Origin of the sequence: Rossellomorea arthrocnemi (assembly GCF_904424705.1) — a bacterium.
GTDB lineage: Bacteria > Bacillota > Bacilli > Bacillales > Bacillaceae_B > Rossellomorea > Rossellomorea arthrocnemi.
Window position 1 is genome coordinate 34115 of record NZ_CAJGBF010000009.1, and the last position, 18612, is coordinate 52726.

Annotated in this window: 20 protein-coding genes and 2 riboswitches; of the genes, 5 read left to right on the plus strand and 15 right to left on the minus strand. The window is 40.2% G+C overall.

Annotated features, from left to right (window positions below; translation table 11 throughout):
* Window positions 1-22: 22 nt before the first annotated feature.
* Window positions 23-196 (minus strand): aspartyl-phosphate phosphatase Spo0E family protein, encoded by a 174-nt coding sequence (locus BAA9072_RS13335; protein ID WP_230980863.1) that lies wholly within the window; start codon window positions 194-196, stop codon window positions 23-25.
* Window positions 197-428: 232 nt separating this feature from the next.
* Window positions 429-623 (minus strand): hypothetical protein, encoded by a 195-nt coding sequence (locus BAA9072_RS13340; protein WP_201715187.1) that lies wholly within the window; start codon window positions 621-623, stop codon window positions 429-431.
* Window positions 624-788: 165 nt separating this feature from the next.
* Between BAA9072_RS13340 and BAA9072_RS13345 the strand changes: the two genes are divergently transcribed.
* The gene (locus BAA9072_RS13345) at window positions 789-968 is read left to right on the plus strand and encodes a YkvS family protein (RefSeq protein ID WP_201715188.1); all 180 of its coding nucleotides are present in this window, start codon (window positions 789-791) and stop codon (window positions 966-968) included.
* Between the two features lie 135 nt (window positions 969-1103).
* Window positions 1104-2489, plus strand: a complete 1386-nt coding sequence (locus BAA9072_RS13350; protein WP_201715189.1) for a DUF2254 domain-containing protein — start codon at window positions 1104-1106, stop codon at window positions 2487-2489.
* 38 nt (window positions 2490-2527) lie between these two features.
* Here BAA9072_RS13350 and BAA9072_RS24260 read toward each other — a convergent pair whose 3' ends face one another.
* The 10 genes from BAA9072_RS24260 to BAA9072_RS13395 form a co-directional block, all read right to left on the minus strand.
* Window positions 2528-2647 (minus strand): DUF6254 family protein, encoded by a 120-nt coding sequence (locus BAA9072_RS24260; RefSeq protein WP_230980864.1) that lies wholly within the window; start codon window positions 2645-2647, stop codon window positions 2528-2530.
* Window positions 2648-2720: 73 nt separating this feature from the next.
* A complete protein-coding gene (locus tag BAA9072_RS13355; RefSeq protein ID WP_201715190.1) occupies window positions 2721-3752 on the minus strand; it encodes a YkvI family membrane protein in 1032 nt (343 codons plus the stop codon).
* A gap of 146 nt (window positions 3753-3898) precedes the next feature.
* On the minus strand, window positions 3899-5593 hold the full coding sequence (locus BAA9072_RS13360; RefSeq protein WP_201715191.1) for a M3 family oligoendopeptidase: 1695 nt from the start codon (window positions 5591-5593) through the stop codon (window positions 3899-3901).
* 329 nt (window positions 5594-5922) lie between these two features.
* Complete coding sequence (locus tag BAA9072_RS13365; protein WP_408015238.1) at window positions 5923-6381, minus strand: MarR family winged helix-turn-helix transcriptional regulator; 459 nt, start codon at window positions 6379-6381, stop codon at window positions 5923-5925.
* Between the two features lie 232 nt (window positions 6382-6613).
* Complete coding sequence (locus BAA9072_RS13370; RefSeq protein ID WP_201715193.1) at window positions 6614-6859, minus strand: aspartyl-phosphate phosphatase Spo0E family protein; 246 nt, start codon at window positions 6857-6859, stop codon at window positions 6614-6616.
* A gap of 201 nt (window positions 6860-7060) precedes the next feature.
* A complete protein-coding gene (locus BAA9072_RS13375) occupies window positions 7061-7573 on the minus strand; it encodes a 1,2-dihydroxy-3-keto-5-methylthiopentene dioxygenase (RefSeq protein WP_201715194.1) in 513 nt (170 codons plus the stop codon).
* 15 nt (window positions 7574-7588) lie between these two features.
* Window positions 7589-8218 carry a methylthioribulose 1-phosphate dehydratase gene (locus BAA9072_RS13380; protein WP_201715195.1) on the minus strand — a complete coding sequence of 210 codons (630 nt, stop codon included), beginning with the start codon at window positions 8216-8218 and terminating at the stop codon, window positions 7589-7591.
* Entirely contained in the window at window positions 8215-8874 is a 660-nt protein-coding gene (locus BAA9072_RS13385) for a 2-hydroxy-3-keto-5-methylthiopentenyl-1-phosphate phosphatase (RefSeq protein WP_201715196.1), read from the minus strand. The genes BAA9072_RS13380 and BAA9072_RS13385 overlap by 4 nt, the downstream gene beginning before the upstream one ends.
* On the minus strand, window positions 8874-10088 hold the full coding sequence (locus tag BAA9072_RS13390) for a 2,3-diketo-5-methylthiopentyl-1-phosphate enolase (protein ID WP_201715197.1): 1215 nt from the start codon (window positions 10086-10088) through the stop codon (window positions 8874-8876). Before BAA9072_RS13390 ends, BAA9072_RS13385 begins: the two co-directional genes overlap by 1 nt.
* 108 nt (window positions 10089-10196) lie before the next feature.
* A riboswitch (SAM riboswitch) is annotated at window positions 10197-10298 on the minus strand.
* 44 nt (window positions 10299-10342) lie between these two features.
* The gene (locus BAA9072_RS13395) at window positions 10343-11533 is read right to left on the minus strand and encodes a pyridoxal phosphate-dependent aminotransferase (protein ID WP_201715198.1); all 1191 of its coding nucleotides are present in this window, start codon (window positions 11531-11533) and stop codon (window positions 10343-10345) included.
* Window positions 11534-11654: 121 nt separating this feature from the next.
* On the opposite strand from BAA9072_RS13395, the gene BAA9072_RS13400 reads away from it, so the two are divergent.
* The 3 genes from BAA9072_RS13400 (at window position 11655) to mtnA (ending at window position 15047) form a co-directional block, all read left to right on the plus strand.
* The gene (locus tag BAA9072_RS13400) at window positions 11655-12437 is read left to right on the plus strand and encodes a carbon-nitrogen family hydrolase (RefSeq protein ID WP_201715199.1); all 783 of its coding nucleotides are present in this window, start codon (window positions 11655-11657) and stop codon (window positions 12435-12437) included.
* A 94-nt stretch (window positions 12438-12531) separates the two neighbouring features.
* A riboswitch (SAM riboswitch) is annotated at window positions 12532-12689 on the plus strand.
* Between the two features lie 105 nt (window positions 12690-12794).
* Window positions 12795-13979: an S-methyl-5-thioribose kinase gene (gene mtnK, locus BAA9072_RS13405; RefSeq protein ID WP_201715200.1), complete on the plus strand. Its 1185-nt coding sequence runs from the start codon at window positions 12795-12797 to the stop codon at window positions 13977-13979.
* A gap of 15 nt (window positions 13980-13994) precedes the next feature.
* A complete protein-coding gene (gene mtnA, locus BAA9072_RS13410; RefSeq protein ID WP_201715201.1) occupies window positions 13995-15047 on the plus strand; it encodes an S-methyl-5-thioribose-1-phosphate isomerase in 1053 nt (350 codons plus the stop codon).
* A gap of 42 nt (window positions 15048-15089) precedes the next feature.
* Here mtnA and BAA9072_RS13415 read toward each other — a convergent pair whose 3' ends face one another.
* The 3 genes from BAA9072_RS13415 to BAA9072_RS13425 all read right to left on the minus strand — a co-directional run bounded on the left by BAA9072_RS13415 (window position 15090) and on the right by BAA9072_RS13425 (window position 18499).
* Window positions 15090-15686: a DUF2087 domain-containing protein gene (locus BAA9072_RS13415; protein WP_201715202.1), complete on the minus strand. Its 597-nt coding sequence runs from the start codon at window positions 15684-15686 to the stop codon at window positions 15090-15092.
* 189 nt (window positions 15687-15875) lie between these two features.
* The gene (locus tag BAA9072_RS13420) at window positions 15876-16331 is read right to left on the minus strand and encodes a methylated-DNA--[protein]-cysteine S-methyltransferase (protein WP_201715203.1); all 456 of its coding nucleotides are present in this window, start codon (window positions 16329-16331) and stop codon (window positions 15876-15878) included.
* Window positions 16332-16345: 14 nt separating this feature from the next.
* Window positions 16346-18499 carry a PAS domain-containing sensor histidine kinase gene (locus BAA9072_RS13425; protein WP_201715204.1) on the minus strand — a complete coding sequence of 718 codons (2154 nt, stop codon included), beginning with the start codon at window positions 18497-18499 and terminating at the stop codon, window positions 16346-16348.
* Window positions 18500-18612: the final 113 nt, after the last annotated feature.

The following is an 18612-nucleotide window of genomic DNA, read 5'->3' on the forward strand; positions in this document are numbered from 1 at the left end:
GAGGTTAACCCTTCTATTTGTTTTATTGAATGATTTTGTTTTGAGTTGTATTTTTAGTATCATTACGCTGATGAATATTGATCAAAGCATCCAGCTCTTTACTCAGTTGAATGGTGGTTGGACTGCTTAGCCCCAAACGAATGCCGGAATCTATCATCTTCCACCGTACCATCTCAATTTGAGCCACGATTTTCATCAACATCACCTCTTTTTCTTTACTCTATTTTACTATTAATTCCACATGGAGAAAAGAAAAAAGTACCCGAACGATAATTTATTGTATCGGTTATTTTGCGAAGCGTTGTCTTCCGTGTAAACCTGCTACTAAAAGATGAGCTTCCTTCATATAATGATTGTATACAGATGGACTCCAAAGCCCCAGATCCCGAAAAAATAAAATAGCGGAGGATTATCTCCCCCACTGCCTTTTAACTTCTCGGTATATCAAGATATTGAAAGTGGATATTCCCACCTTGCTTAGCTATACCTCGGAACTGTTTAAAATCATCCTGTTTCACAAGCACTGATCGAAAGGCAAGAAAGTCATCTTTCATCACCTTTATTTCCTCTATTTCTTTTGTACGTAATAACTGCAACTGTTCAAGAATTTCTGTTTCGCTCATATCCTTACCTCCATTCTCACTGTTTCTATTGTAGTTATAAAAGGACGATAAGCTCAAGTCATATTTTTTAAATGAAATTTTTAGAAAACTCTTTACCTTTCCATAACTTTACGTCAAAATATTAGTAATTGTTTGTAGAATTTTGCCAATAAAGGAGCGACCTTCATGAAAAAAGCAGAAATCGGAAATGTGATAGAATTTAGAGATGGCTTAAAAGGAATCGTTGAAAAAGTGAATGAAAATTCAGTAATCGTCGATTTAACCTATATGAAAAATTATCGTGATCTAGAATTAGAAGAAAAGACGGTGGTTAATCACAAAAACTATAAAATCATAGAGGCATAATAGTTAAAGATATTTTCTTTTAAGGTGGAGGGATTCTCTCCGCCTTTTTTCATGACCTACCTAATAGTAAGGTTTACGGGAACGGCTTTGAGGATATTCTTATAGCATACTGTTTCGTAAGGTGGAGCCCTGTTTATGAACTTGAACATACATATCTTTAATAAAGCGCAAAAAAGCTTTTGGTTTGTGCCATTTTTATTCTCGCTGGTATCCTTATGTCTTTCACTCATCACCTTTTATTTTGATTGGTGGTTGAGTCAGCATCATTACCCCATATTCCCTAAGGTTTTGTTTTCAAATTTCAACCTATCCATGACGATTATCAGTACCATCGCATCATCAATCATGACTATGACGACCATTACCTTTTCAACCATCATGGTTGTTCTCACAACGTTCCTGTCCCAATATTCACCCAGGACCTTACAGAATTTCATCAACGATCGGCCGACTCAACGAGTGCTTGCCATCCTTGTTTCAGGTGTAGTATATTGCATCACATTGCTGGTCCTACTCCAGGATGAATCCGGTCAAGAATTATATATTTCTTCGGCTTTTGCAGGTGTAGTGGCGGTTATTTGTTTATTTGTTTTCGTTTATTTTGTTCATCATGTGTCCAATTGGGTGAAGGTGAGTAATTTAATCCATAACATCACCATTAAAACAAATAATAAAATTGATAATAGCTATCTGTACAGAAAAAATGCCATTCAAGAAGAGCCATCCACATTCAATGAAATCTTCTTTAAAGAAACCGAGCCCATGAATGTGTACAGCGAGGCATCCGGATATTTACAGCAGATTGATATTGAACGAATGATCAAGAAAGCCTGGAAGGACAAGAGCATCGTCCGGATGGTGAAAACACCTGGCGAATATTTACTAAAGGAAACCCTTGTAATGACAATTTGGACCACGAATGAAGACATAAACGTTGCAGATTACCTGGAATACCTTGTGTTGGGTCCTGATAAAGAACCAATGGAAGACATTGAACTCGGAATACGTAAGCTTGTGGAGATAGCCTTAAGAGCCATTTCCCCCGCTATCAATGACCCGAATACTGCCAAGAACTGCATAGAAGAAATCGGAATCATCCTTTCAAAGCTTGCTAAACACAAGCTTCCAAGCTCATATCTGACAGATGATGAAAACCAGGTGCGCATCATATTAGAACAGCCGACCTTTGTCGATTATTTATACAAAAGCTTTTACCAATTAAGGCATTACGGGAAACAGGATGTATCCATCATTGCAGAAATCATGCGTTCCCTGAGAATGATCGGTGAGAATAACAGTGGAGAAACGAAGAGGCTGGTTTGGACATTTAAGGATTATATTTTAGAAGGCATCGACTATGAGAGCCTGCAGGATCTTGATATGCAGTACCTTATGAGACATCTTGACGAACTGGCAGCTGTTTGTGGGAAGAAGGATTGGGATAAAGATGAAGTGCGAAATAAGTACTTTCCTGAAGAATACAAAACCAAAGACGCTTATCATCACGATAATGACACATAGACTAATAAAAACGGATGCCAAAGGCATCCGTTTTTATTTTATTGTTTTTCTTTTTTTTCTTCAGAAAGCTCCTTAAAAGAAGAAACTTTCCCATGAGCATGCTGCTCCTCTTTCCGTACATTCCACTGTCTTTCCTTTTCATGCTTGGACTGTGTCATGTTTGCCACCCCTTCTGTTTATTTACTCTCTATTAACATGGGCAGCAGACACATTTTTTACTCTCCTTGAGGATTATTTATTCGGTTTCATCCAGAGAAGAATGATGAATAACAGGCTCATATACCCAAATAGAGGGTACAAATAGGATAAGAGCTCGCTGTATTCGAAGAAACTTAAAGAATAAATCATCAGGAAAATACCTGTAAAAGTCAGTAAAGAAGGTCCTTTCCAATAACTGCTCAGCTGCTTCTCGAGACCGAACACACCCCCAATGACGGAAGTAAAAATCTCACCATAAATAATAAGGATATAAACAATGTAAAAGCCGGAAACAAATGACTTCATCACAACGGCCATGGGAATCTGGTATTGTGTGACGTTAGGAATCATAACAAGGGTGATATGACTGGAGATCAAAATGAGTGTAAGAAAAAAACCGCCTAGGTATCCCCCATATTTAATGACTTCCCGATCCTTTACTTCTCCGGCAACTGGAACAAGAACAGCCTGTGCCATGGCCAAATTAAAGGCTACATATGAAAAAGGGGCAACAACCGATTTCCATCCATCTTCAGCATGAGGGATCATCAAAAATGCGTCTAAAAATTCAGCATGGCGAACAGAATATACCATCAGGAAAAGATTAAAGACAATCATAAGGGGAACAACAAACGTATTCACAGCAAATAACCCTTTAATGCCGACCATCATCGTAAAAAAACCTAAAGCAATGGTCAACAAAATACCTAATTGTTTGGATAATAGGAGCTGCTCCTGGAAAACTGCCCCTGCTCCCGATAGCATCACGGCTGAAACCCCGATCAGCATGATCATCATGATGATATTCATGATCTTTGAAAACCATTTTCCAAATAAGTATTCGTTAAATTCTTCGAAGGACTTCGCTTTAATATCATGGGATTTGAGCATGATCTTGGTCCCCATGGTAATAAATAAGTATCCGCTTAGTAAAATGGCAATAAATCCGACAAAACCAAACCTGGTGAAAAACTCTACAATTTCCCTTCCCGTGGCAAAGCCGGCTCCTATGACAGTTCCCACATATACTGCAGCTATCTGAAACGATCCAGCAATTTTTTTCATCCCATCACCTCTGACACCTTCTACTTCACCTTATGTACAAGCAGGGGAAAACAGAAGCAAAAGAAGATAATTCTTTGAGAATTCAACCACAATAGAATAGAAGAAAAAAAGAGCAGCCGTATTAAATACAGGCTGCCGAAATTCGTTTATAGGGATGTATCATCGATCCCATTTAACCATTTTCTTATTGGTTCAATCACTTTTTCAACTGTCCCTTCCTGGAATGGGGAGTCTAAATGGGCTGCTTCCACTAGTGCTGTGAAAGAACGGCTTCCCCCCAATTTACAAAGGGCAACATAATCATCCCATGCTCCTTCACGATCAACATTCATTTTCTTCCAAAACTGAAAAGCACAGATTTGAGCAAGTGTATAATCAATATAATAGAATGGTGAATTGTAAATATGAGATTGTCTCTGCCAAAAACCTCCATTCTCTAAATATGAAACATGATCATAGTCCTTGTGGGGCAGATACTCTTTCTCGATTTTTCTCCATGCTGCATTACGTTCAGGAGGAGTAGCCTCAGGGTTCTCATATACAAAATGTTGGAATTCATCAACTGCAACACCGTACGGAAGGAATTGAAGCCCTTCACTTAAATGAGAAAATTGATACTTATCCGTATCTTCCTTAAAAAAATAATTCATCCATGGCCAAGTGAAAAATTCCATGCTCATGGAATGTATCTCACACGCTTCGTATGTAGGCCAAATGTATTCCGGAATATCGAATCCACGGCTTGAATAAACTTGGAACGCATGACCAGCTTCGTGGGTCAATACATCGATATCTCCCGACGTGCCATTGAAGTTCGAGAAGATATAAGGTGATTCATGCCCTGCAATATACGTACAATAACCTCCTCCGGCTTTCCCTTTCTTCGCTTCTAAATCCATGAGGTTATGTTCGATCATGAAATCAAAAAATTCCTTTGTTTCAGGTGATAATTCTTCGTACATCTGCTTTCCATTATCAATTATCCACTGAGGATTTCCCTTAGGGGATGCGTTTCCCGAAGTGAATTTAAATCCTTCATCATAAAACTTCATGGAGTCGATTCCAATTCGTTTTCCCTGTCTTTCTTTCAGCTCTGTCGCAAGAGGAACGATATGCTCCTTCACCTGTTCGCGGAATACCTTTACCATTTCTGGTGTATAATCTGTTCTTGTCATGCGATAGTACCCTAGTTCAACGAAGTTTTTATACCCTAATGACGTCGCAATCTCATGACGAAGTTTGACTAGCTCATCGAACAAACGATCTAATTCTTCCTGATTCTCTTCAAAGAAGGAGACGCTGGCCAGGGCAGCATCTTTTCTTGTCCCGCGATTCACGGATTGAGTGAAGGGACCCATTTGGGCTAATGTCCTCTCTTCGCCATCAAAGGGGATTTTGGCAGAAGCCAGTAATTTTGTATATTGGGAAGACAGCTTATTTTCCTTTTGAAGCAGAGTGATGATCTCAGGAGAAAAAGTCTTGATTTCACTCTCTGCAAGTGAAAACAACTGTTTCCCCCACTTATCCTCTAATTCTTGACGGTATGGGGAATTTACCAGTTCCTGATAATATTCTGTCACCATGCCGGAAACCTCAGGCATCATATTATCGATATATTCCTGCTCTTCTTTATAAAAGGCATCATTTGTGTCGATGGAATGCCTGATATAGCAAATGTTCTGCATTGTATCAATGCTAAGACGAATTTCATTCATTTCCTTGATGGCTTCCACCTGTTCAGAGACATCCGAAGCCGTTTTAAATTTCTGAAGTACTTTCCCGAAAACTGGCTTTATTTCTTCCAGATTTGGTCTTTCATATGTAAACTCTTCAAATTTCATAAATACTACCTCCTCTTAATTTCATCCCGATATTAATTATTCGACTCCATATCCGAAATCTCCTGTTTATATGTTAAGTTCTTTTCGTAAGGCTCTTTTCGTAAACATTGGTGCTTTAGGCTTTGCACTATCCAAATAAGTGAAGGTGAATACATGGATCGCTCAATCCCTCCCTAAATATCCCATCGATGTCAAGTGTCCTCCGCTTCCATTTTGTACTTCTATTTTAATTCTCAAGTTGACGTATTGACAAATACCAAAGTTGTTATCGAATTCATTTTAACCCATAAAAAAGCCCCATCTAAATAGACAGGGCAGGTTGCCAGAGCTTAATAGGATAAATCTTTGATGGATAAACCTAACTTTTTCAGCATCTGTATTGTTTCTTCCTTTTCATCAGGAGTTAATGCAGACATCAATTCATGGATACGATTTTCATGGTTCGGGAATATATCGTTGATTAAGGCTCTGCCATTTTCCGTAATCTGGGCATAGGTCACACGACGATCCTTAGGACATGCTGCACGTTTAAGGTATCCCTTTTGTTCAAGCTTATCGACTACGTAGGTGATGCTGCCGGATGCTAACAGGATCTTCCCTCCTATTTGCTGCAAAGGCTGGTCTCCTTTATGATAAAGGAGCTCAAGGACAGCAAATTCAGTAGGATTTAATCCATTCTCTTGAATATTCTTATTTATCTCTTCATTCAAGGCTTTAAAAGCTCTTGACAGGACAATGAAAAGCTTCAATGATTGTTTTGAATCTTTCGTTTGGTTCATAGCATTCATTCCTTTAATGATAAATATCTCAGTTTCAAAATATTATACAAATAAATCCTCTCCTTGTCAAACATAATAGGCAGCTTCAAGGTGAAAACAAAGACGGTCCGCAAACTGCGGACCGTCTTTGTTTTTTTTGAAAAAACGACAAATTAGAATGTTTGTAATTTAAAAGTGGGAATGATTGGAGATTCTTTCTCTTGTGTAATTCTTGAATGCTGAGGGAGTTCTTGGTGAGTGATCAAGAAGCAGTGCGTTTCAATAAGCTCTTAATGTATTGCCCGAATTCACTTGATGATTCCTGGAACGTGAATGGAATAATATCACTTGTGCATTTGCTATAGTCATTCAAAAGCTGATCCAATTGCTGGCTGCATTTGATTGTCTCCTCTGCACATAGTCCCAGGCTCTCTCCAAGGGAAATCATTTCTGTACGTTTCTGATTGATTCTCATTAATAACCATTTTTGTTTGAATAGACGACCCATTTCTACTAAACTCCTTTTTTTAGCTCCTAGTCTTTATAAGGTAAAATCGTTACTTGAGAATTATCGCAAGGATTACTAGAAAAGTAAATAGATTCGCAAAACAAGACAAAATAACTAGTTTTGTATCTAAATTAGACAATTTTCGTCATTAACCAAAAAAAAGATAGACAAAAGGTTTTTCATTTGTCTATCCCTATTATATTAATAGATTGGGACCCAACCTTCCTGGGTGATGAAAATACGGACTGCGACTACTTTTTTATCGTCGCTCAAGGTGAAATAGTGGCGGATATTTTCAGGAACTGAAATTAAGTCCCCGGGGTTTAGGTGGACCTCAAAGAAGTCCCCATCATTTCCTTGAATGACAAATACACCATGTCCATTAACGATAAAGCGGACTTCATCATCTGTGTGATGATGCTCCTGTTGGAAGTTTTTCAATAGCTCTTCAAGATTAGGTGTATTCTCGGAAAGGGAGATCACATCCCAGGACTGATACCCCCTTCGTTCTGAAATATCTTCAATCTCCTCTTTGAAGGTAGACAAAATCTCCGCTTTTTCATCTTCGGTTAAAGCGTAATGGTCCCTTAATCCTTCGTTCAGCTTTTCAATGTTCCAGTGCTCATAAATGACCCCTTGTTCACGTAAATATTTTACTACCTCTTCCTGACTATCAATGACTTGATTTTTCCCCTGAATGTTAATCGTTGTCATAAACCGGCTCCTCCTTTAGGAATGTATTTTCGTTTTCGTTAAAGACAAAAGAGTGAGTTGATATTGGAACATAAACTCACATGCCTCTAATAGTTTCTTAGCTTCAAATCCGGTTCGTCCCCATACCGTAATCCCGTGGTTGCGAATGAGCACTGCCCCTGTGTCTTGATTAATGAATGGTCGAAGGGTATCTGCTAAGGTTGGGATGTGTGCATGATTGTGAATGATGGGAATAGGCAGAGAATCATGTTCCCCCCATTTATCCCAGGCTTTGAGCAGCTCCTGGTTCTTTAATGTGATGACACCTTCGTCCCCATACAATTCACTGATTACATTATTGGCAACCGTATGGACATGCAAGCTGCATCCCGCTGCACTTTCTTTGAAAATATGACTGTGAAGCAGTGTCTCCGCTGATGGTCGTAAATGAGTTTCCTCAACTGCCTCACCATGAGCATTCACAAGAAGGAAATCATCCTTTGTATGCTTTCGTTTATCCTTTCCACTTGCCGTAACCAAGAAAGTAACAGGGGAAGCACCCACACGTATCGCAAGGTTCCCACTCGTCCCCATAAACCAGTCTCTTTCTGCTAATTCTCTTTTAATATCAGCGAGCTCTTCCCATTCGGGTTGATACGATTTCATAATGTCACTCCTTTTTCAATAGCGTCCATACAATCGTGAAAAGTTTCAAACGGATGATACGGGATTCCTTTTTCTTCACATATATGTGCAAGATAGTCTCTGGCAAGCACCGTATCGCCAAGCTTTGCCATCTCGACGTCTGTAACTGAGTCCCCTATTACAATGACCAGATGATCTTCCAGGGACAATGATCTCAGGATAGAAGGCTTGCAACATCCACATCCTTTACTTTCACAGTGGACGTCACATGGATATGGCCACCGAATCGTTATAGTCGTATCGTTAAAGTGCGCTTCATTACAAAATACCCCATCAAATGGACCATATTCTTTTAGTAAAGGTCGAACGAAAAAGTCCATTCCTCCACTGACGATATATAAAGGAATTTCATGCTCTTTGGTATAGTTTACAAATTCCTTAAATCCGTCTCGTATAATAGCTGTATCTACTAGATACTGAATCATGGCGTCCTTCTTGGAAGAAGGAATGAGGGAAAACAGATTGCTTACACCTTCTTTAATGGACACCGACTGGTTTAAAATCTCATCTTTGATAGATTCCCATTCAGGAGGAGCAAAGATTTTCATCAAGGAAATGATATTATCGGTTTCTGTTATCGTTCCATCAAAATCACAGAAAATGATTGGATACCCCACTACACTTTTACCTCCTCACCCCATAAGGACAGTGCTTTGCGAAGTTCCTCATTGGTTTCAGCTGCCTCATTGAGAGACGTTCCATTTACAATAGCTTCGATTGCTTGAATGAATGCTCTCCCTCCTCCACTTGCACCGTCCGGGTGACCGTGAATGCCACCCCCTGCATTAATGACACAGTCAATACCAAAGTCTTTCACCAAAAGAGGAACAAGAGCAGGATGAATGCCTGCTGATGGTACTGGCAATGCTTTTTTTAAATGGGCATCTTCCTTTGTTAACTCATGGCTGATGGATAGTACCTTACTCTTCTCTAATGCAACACTTCCATAAGGTGAGGGAAATAGTGAAAAATCAGCTCCCACCATTCGTAAAAATTTCCCTAACCATAATGAATAACTCACCCCATATGCAGGCGAAGCGGCAGCAGCTCCGGCAAAAGCGGGATGGGCCATGATTGGTAATGAGATTTCAGGGTCTTCTCTTAATTCCTGGAGAACATCGAGACCGTAAGAAAATACATTGAATAATAGAGCATGCGCTCCAAGCTCCCTTGCTCTTCTTGCTTTATCCTGTAATTGTGAGGTTCTGCCTGTTAGGTTTACTGCATACAACGTTTTCTTACCTGTTTCCTCAAAAACCTCTTGCAGTACTTTTTTCCCTGAGCTGACCCTCTCAGAAAAAGGTGTAAGTGGATTATCAAACAAAATTTCATCGTCTTTTACTACATCGACTCCTCCCAGAGCCTGGGCTCTTAATTGATTTTCCAGATAGGAAAGATCCCTGCCGATCACACCTTTAAAGATGCTCATTAACAACGGTCTGTCATGTACCTTTGTTAACTCCCTGATCCCTCCCATTCCAAAACGAGGACCGGGATACGTTTTTTTCAGGTCTTTCGAAAACTCTAAATCCACCAATTTCACTTCACCATCCAGTGAAAGCTTACCGAATACGGTTGTAAGGATGGCTGGGATATCATTTGAATAATTATGTCCGGGATATCCGATCTGCACCTCACCGCGGACTCCGTCTTCCTCCTCCCACTCCTTCACGGAAACGACTCTACCCTTATACTTGCTCAATTGTTCCTGCTCTAGAAGCGGCAAGTCCGTCCATGACCCAACCGTCAATCCCAAGGCAATTCCTTCTGCCTTTTTCTCGAAGGTCCCGATTTTTCCCTTTAAATGATATGTTGCTATTATTTCACTCATTGTCATAGTACCTCCTTTTGAAAAAAGCCAGGCTAAACGCCTGTTGAACTTACAGACTCCAAACAAAAAACCTCTTCCAAATAAGAAGAGGTTTGAATTCGTCACTCTTTCTTATCTGTCAGCATATAGCTGCAAGAATTAGCACCGTGCTTAAATAAGTCGGTTGCCGGGCTTCATCGGGCTGGTCCCTCCGCCTGCTCTTGATAAGAATTCTTTATTCAATATTTCAGTTGGATTATTGCACCAAATTCAACTTATGTCAATCCTTTTTTGTGGAATAATTCTAAATTTTCTATGCGGGAAATCGCCTCTTTGATACGCTCGTTTGTTGTTAAAAGCCCTACACGTACGTACCCTTCACCGAATTCCCCAAAGCCTATACCGGGCGCAACCGCGACTTTGATTTCTTCAAGCAAATAGGTTGAAAACTCAACTGATGTGAATCCCTCCGGTACCCTCAGCCAGGCAAAGAAGGAACCTTGCGGGGCTTTGACCTCCCATCCAATTTTCTGAAGACCTGAGATCAATATTTTTCTTCTTTCCTCATATGTTGATACCAATGCATTCACACATTCCTGGGAGCTTATTAAAGCGGTTGTCGCAGCTTCTTGTATGGCTCCGAAAAGGCTCACATATAAGTGATCCTGAAGAACGTTAATCGCTTCTATGACACTCTTATTCCCCACTGCAAAACCCACTCGCCATCCAGCCATATTATACGTTTTCGATAATGTATAGATTTCAATCCCGACATCCTTGGCTCCTTCTGTTTCTAAGAAGCTAATAGGCTTCTTTCCATCAAACCCGATCGCTCCATAGGCAAAGTCATGTACAACACATATATCATGCTGGTCGGCAAGTTCAACCGTTTCTTCAAAGAATGATTGTGTAGCAATCGCACCAGTAGGATTATTAGGGTAGTTGAGAAACATTAACTTTGCATTTTCTAACACTTCGCTTGACTGTTCCCCATAATCCGGCAGAAATCCATTTTCCTCCCTCAGCGGCATCTTGATCATGCTGGCTTCTGCTAATGCTACCCCGGATAAATAATCCGGATAACCTGGATCAGGAACTAATACACCATCCCCCGGATTCAATAAACATTGAGGAATTTCAACTAACCCTGCTTTTCCTCCAAACAGCACGGCTACCTCTGTTTCCGGATCTACCTCTACTCCATACTCCCGGAGGTAAAAGGCGGCAATCGCCTCTTTAAATGAGGATAAACCGCGAAATGGAGGATATTTATGATTAGACGGGGAAGCAGCTGCTTCTGTTAGTTTCTCCACAATATGCGGAGGGGTCGGCAGATCCGGATTTCCTTGACCTAAATTAATGACGTCATGTCCCTCGTTCACCACAGCATTCACTGTTCCTGCAAGGGATGCAAAAAATTGTTGAGGTAATAAATCCAATCGTTTTGCCTGCTTAAAGTTTTTCATACACTCACCCACTTATTTTTTCGAAAATTAAATACTTTCAAATTCTAGTGACAAATGATATAACGGAAATTAAAGAATGTAAAGGAATAAATACCAAAAAGTACATAACGAGGTGAAGGTAATGATACAAAAGATTGGTCTCGCCCAGATGGATATCGTGTTTGGAAATCCTGAAGAAAACAAGGTGAAGGTGGAACACTGGGTGAAAAAAGCCCGGGAAGAAGGATGCAGTACGGTCGTTCTTCCCGAGCTTTGGACAACCGGGTATGATCTTACACGGATGGAAGAAATCGCAGATGATGGAGCCGAAGATGCCTGCTCCTTCCTGACTGCCCTTTCGAAGAAGTACTCCATTCACATCATAGGTGGTTCTGTTGCAAATAAATCAAATGATGGCGTAAGAAATACACTATTGGTGGCGGATTCGAAAAGAGGTCTCGTGAAACGGTACTCAAAACTTCACTTGTTTAAATTAATGAATGAGCATCATTATTTACTTCCTGGGCAGGAGGATGGAATGTTCTCTCTCGATGATACAAAGATGGCTGGACTCATTTGTTATGATATTCGATTTCCTGAATGGATCAGAAAGCATGTACTGCTGGGTGCCAAGGTTATTTTTGTCGTTGCTGAATGGCCTGCAGCCAGGATCGACCACTGGCAGACACTTTTGAAGGCACGTGCGATCGAAAATCAATGTTTCGTAATCGCCTGCAACCGGGTGGGCAGTGACCCCGATAACGAATTTGGAGGTTGCTCCCTCATCATTGGTCCATGGGGCGAAATCCTTGCTAAAGGAAATCAAACTGAGCACCTGGTCTCAGCTGAGATCAACTTACAAGAAGTAGAAAAAGTTCGTAAACAAATTCCGATCTTCCAAGACCGAAGACCTGATTTTTATTAGAAAACAATAAAAAACCGTTGACATGGAAAATACTTCAATGGTACTATTCAATTCAAATGGAACATTCAGAATTTTAATTAAATAGAATACGCAACTCTTATCAAGAGCTGGCTGAGGGATTTGGCCCTATGAAGCCCAGCAACCGACCTTAATGCCGTTGTAAAAACGGGGCGCTGCAAGCGCCGGAATGATCAATCCAGTAAGGCACGGTGCTAATTCCAACAGAAAGATAGTCTTTCTGAGAGATAAGAGGCGATGAAGTTGACTCTTCAAGCCTCTTTCAAACATGGAAAGAGGCTTTTCTTATGCCACGGAAAAGCCTCCTGTTATAAAGATGTAACAAAAGGAGGATCAACAATGGCAATTACAAAACTCAATACGTATCAACCACTAACGGAACTGTCTGCCATCGCAATGGCCAATCGCTTAAACATCTTTGAAGAAGGGTCTCATTTAACATGTAAAGAAATTGGAGATGGTAATTTAAATCTGGTTTTTCATATAGTTGAACGAGATTCCGGTAAAGGAATCATCATCAAACAAGCTCTCCCTTATGCAAAAATTGTTGGTGAAAGCTGGCCGTTGACAATTGATCGGGCAAGAATTGAAGCTGGTGCCCTTCATCTTCAGCGATCATTTGCAGGCGACCTTGTACCCGAAGTGTATTATTCTGACCCCGCCCTCGCCATTACAGTGATGGAGGATTTGAGTAGTCTGACTATCGCACGTACTGGTCTAATTAATGGAGGGGACTATCCTAATCTATCAGAGGATATTGGTACATTTCTCGCCAATACATTGTATTTCACATCCGATTATGCTCTTCATCCTTTCAAGAAAAAGGAATATGTGAAAGAGTTTTCAAATCCCGAGCTCTGTAAAATCACAGAAGACCTTGTTTTCACGGATCCTTTTTTCAACAGCGAAACAAATCAGTTTGAGGAAGAACTTACCGGGGATGTTCAACAATTATGGGATGATTTCGCAGTAAAGCTAGAGGTGGCAAAACTAAAAAAGAGCTTTCTTACAGAAGGTGAAGCCCTGCTTCATGGCGATCTTCATACGGGCAGTATCTTTGTAGATGAACATCAAACAAAAGTGATTGATCCTGAGTTTGCTTTCTATGGACCCATCGGCTTTGATATCGGGCAATTTATTGCCAACCTTATTTTCCAAGTGGTCTCAAAGACTAATGAGAAGGAGTCTATCCTCCACCATATCAAAAATACCTGGACCGTTTTCTCCACTACGTTCTCCATGCACTGGAAGGAAAGCGGCGACGCCTACACGAAGGTGGATGGCTATCTGGAATATGTGTTGGAGAAGAGCTTCCAGGACAGCATCGGATTTGCAGGGTGCGAATGCATCAGAAGAACGATCGGACTTGCTCGTGTGGATGACCTCGAAAGCATCGGAGATAAAGAACAAAGACTCAAGACAAAACGCTCATGCTTGAATCTTGGAAAAATATTGATTGTAAACCGCAAAAAAATTCATTCGATCGAAGAACTTCTGACTATTGTACGTTCACATTCTGAATAAATAAAGGGGAAACTCATGACACATACACTGACCATTCCAACTTCACTAGAGTGGCATGAAGATCATTTACTGATTCTTAACCAACAAAAACTGCCGAACATAGTGGAATATCTTAAACTTTCGACCATTACAGAATATTATGAAGCGATTGTTTCACTTAAAGTGAGAGGTGCACCGGCAATCGGAATTACGGCTGCCTATGGATTAGCCCAAGCTGCATGCCAGTATGAAACAGATAATCTGACCATTTTCAATGACCTGTTCAGGCGTGATAAACAATATCTTTCTGGTTCACGACCGACTGCGGTCAATCTCTCCTGGGCATTGGAGCGCTTGCAAGGTGTTATCAAACATGCACAATCCGTAAATGAAGCCAAGACCAATCTTCTTCACACTGCCATTCAGATCCATACTGAGGATGAGGAAATATGCAGAATGATTGGTGAATTCGCCTTGAAAGAATTAGATGATAAACGGAGAGTCATGACCATCTGTAATGCAGGATCCATCGCCACTGGTAAATACGGAACAGCACTCGCCCCCTTTCACTTAGGAAGGGAAAAGGGGCTTGGATTTCAAGTCTATGCTTGTGAAACACGACCGGTCCTACAAGGTGCACGTCTCACTGCATGGGAGCTTCAACAATCAGGTGTTGACGTGACCCTCATCACCGACAGCATGGCTGCTCATACTATAAAGGAAAAAGGTGTGGAAGCGGTGATTGTCGGTGCGGACCGTATAGCTGCAAATGGGGATACTGCGAATAAAATCGGTACGTCGATGCTTGCCATAGTATGTGACCATTATAATATTCCATTCTACGTGGCTGCCCCTTCTTCCTCTTTCGATCTGACATCCAAAACCGGGGACGTAATACCGATTGAAAAAAGATCAGGAGAGGAAATCACGAAGATTAACGGAACCACTATTGCACCAGAAAATGTTTCAGTTTATAATCCTGCTTTTGATGTAACCTCTCATGAATTGATTGCTGGTATCATAACGGAAAAGGGAGTGCTTTATCCAAACTTTGCGGAAAGCATTCGACGAACCATTGTCATAAAATAAAGGAAATAGAAGGACTCACCCCTTCTATTTCCTCTATTGAGCTTAAGCTTCATCTAGTTTTGTTGAAGCCCACATTTCCCTCGGATTCACCTCATAAATGCCATTTTCCCGATACATGAATTGATGAATGATGAACTCTCTTCTTAAGGTGGCAAAGTCTTCATGGAATTGCAGAATGTACTCGTTCACTTCTTTTTCCGTGTACTTTTCGCCCACTTTCAGTCCTTCCACAAGATGTTCCAGAATGAATATTTTTTTCTTTTGTTGGGAGGGAATACTTTTGATCCGTCCATTTTTCTCCAAAAAATTATTTTTTATTTTTTGTTTTTCTTTCAATAGTGGTTCTGACATCGTCCTGTCCCCCTTCTCTTCATTAGCAAACTGATGAAGAACATCCCCGTGATGATTCACTACTTTTTTATTCAGATAATAGTAAACCGTGTTTTTCTCTCTCCTTGAATAAACCAGATTGCATTCTTTCAATTTCGTCAGGTGATGGGAGATGGTCGGAGCAGTAAGTCCAAGCTTCCCCGCAATGGCTCCCACGTGCAAGCTTTCTTCTGCCAATAAATAGACTATCTTGATTCGGGTCGGATCACCCATTGTTTTATGAAAAGCCACCTGTTTACTTAATTGCAACCTTTCGCCTCCATTCTATTTCGATTATTATCTAATTAGATAATAATCGAAATAGATAAAAAAAGCAATTAAAACCCAACACACTCTAATTGACAAATCCAACATAGGCCATATGTTTTAAGAACAACAATCCTTCCGAAAAAATCATAAAAAAACAGGCATCTCCAAATGGAAAATGCCCGTTTATACTTATTTTTCTAATGACAATAACAGTTCTTTTTTGTCTATTTGCTTACCTGCATAGCCTGTAAGTGTCTTATTTTTTCCGATGACACGGTGACAAGGGATGATGATGGGAAAACGGTTGGCTTTATTTGCCTGCCCCACTGCCCTCACTGCTTTCGGTCTTTGGATGGCTTGTGCTACATCTTGATACGACCAGGTTTCTCCGTACGGTATCTGCTGAAGAGCATTCCAAACTTCCTTCTGAAAAGCTGTTCCTTCTATTTTTAAAGGGAGATTAAATTCAGTCCTTTCCCCTTTAAAAAACTCCCGAATCTGCTCCATGGTTCTTATTAAAATGGGATGTTCCGTTTCGGTGTATGCTTCTCCATCAACAAACTGTACACTCAGCAATTGATTTCGATCCGCAAGAAGCTTCAAATTACCTATGGGACTTTCTATCACAATCGTTTGAATCGACATTTAACAGGACTCCTTTATGATTTAGGCAGATAGATGTGGAAAATGGTTCCCTCACCCACTTTACTCTCCACCTGAACACTGCCTTTATGCTCTTTAATAATCTTAAAGCTTACCATAAGGCCAAGTCCAGTGCCTCTTTCCTTCGTGGTATAAAAAGGTTCCCCGAGCTTTTTAATTTTATCCTTTGAGATGCCTCCTCCCTGGTCTTTAATTTCGATATGAATCATTCCATCCTCCGTTTCCTGAATGCTGATGGAAATCACACCTCCATCTGACATAACTTCAATCGCATTTTTAATGACATTGATGAATACCTGTTTAAGCTGATTGGGTTCAGCGATGATGGTTGGAAGGTTCTCCTCATACCTCTCTTCGTATTGAACGTTATGCATCACTGCCTGAGCACTCAATAATTCAACCGTATCTTTCATAATTCTGATTAGATTCGTTTCCTGGTATTGGATTGCCTGAGGTTTTGCTAATACGAGAAACTCCGTGATGATTGACTCAATACGCTGAAATTCAGAAGTAATCACATTAAAATACATCTCGTGATCTTTTCCGACACTATTCTCAAGTAACTGTATGAACCCTTTCAGTGCAGTCATTGGATTTCTGATTTCATGGGCGATTCCTGCAGCCAGCTCTCCTACAACGCTTAATGTATCCGATTTCCTTAATTGCTCCTGCATATCAATTTGATCGGTAATATCCCGAATAATGGTTAAATTCAGGTTAGAGAGCAAATTATATTTCGACGACAACTCAACATATTGAACCCTGTCTCTGTATGACGTTAACGTTTGTAAAAATGTTGCCTGACCTTCTTCTTTCAATTGCTGCAAATATTCATCATACGACTCTTCGCCAGGTTCTATATTCAATATTTCACGTACATCTTTACCAATGAGTTGCTCTTTTTCCAGCTTAATGATTTTACTCACTTCAGGATTCGCATCAACCACCACATAATTGTGATTGGTCAGAAGCAATCCGTCCAATGATCCTTCGAATATTTTTCTGAACCTTTCTTCGCTTTCACGCAATTCTTTTTCCATTTGATAACGTTCACTAACATTACGGAAAATGGTCATGTTGTAGCCGTCAACAGAATGAAGCTTGGAGGTGAATTCCAAATGCTTCAGCTGATTGTTCGGCATGAGGAACAACACCTCATCCCTTACTGCTCCGCTTCTATTTAATTGTTCCATGACCAAATCGAACTTCTGGCTTTCTAATGGATATACGAAGTCCCTGATTTTTTTTGAAAGGAGTTCAGAAAGGGTGCACTCAAATATTTTAAGGGCTGATGAGTTTGCTTTAAGGACCCTTCCGTCATGATCCCATAAAACAATTGCATCAATCGCTTCCTCAAATAACCCCTTGAACAACTCTTCATTCCGTTTGAGCTGAATCTCCATCTGCCTCTTTTCCGTTACATCCCTAAGAATAGCCATATGAAGCTTATGATGAACGTACGGACTTGTAGTAAATTCAACGATTGAAATACTTTGTGATTTCTTTATCGGGATTTCACCACGCGCTTTTTTGTTTTGAGAAATCAATTCTTTAATCTTATCTATCTTATAGTGAGCATTCTCAGGGATGAATGAGCTGATATTTCTTCCTGTAATCTCTTCTTTATCGAGCCCCACTTGTAAACTGAATGCATGATTCACATCATTGATATTACCTTCTATATCAAATAAGACAATGCCCTCGGATGCGTTCTGAAATATATTTGAAAGCAAATGCACATTCATATGATCTTTTCGTTCTTTCTCCTTCAGCTCGGTTACGTCTTTAAAGTATAAATAAGCATTAGGTGAAATGGTCGATTTTTTGAGCAATAATTCAACATGAATGATTATTTTCTCATTCACATTCATCAGTGTTTCATCTTCAAGTGTTTTCCCTGTTTCCATGACCTCTTTATAATGGGCTACAATCGGAGCCGGTACAGAAGAGAAAAAGGAACTGAACAGCTTACCTACAACATTCTCATTATTCGTTCGCAGGGTTTCACATGCATCAGGGTTGGCATAAACGATTTTCAACTCTCTATTGATCACAAGCATCGGCATGGGTGAAGCTAAGCAAATTTCCCTATCAACGGGATGACATTGTTCCTTATTTCGCTCTTCCTTTACTTCACTACTATTAGTCATTTCCTCATCCCCTTACTAATTTAAATGACGACCATTGGCTCAGGTCTGTATAGAATCCGCATAGCTTCCCATACTTTTGGTGATAATTAACAGTGAATTCATGTTTTGCTCAT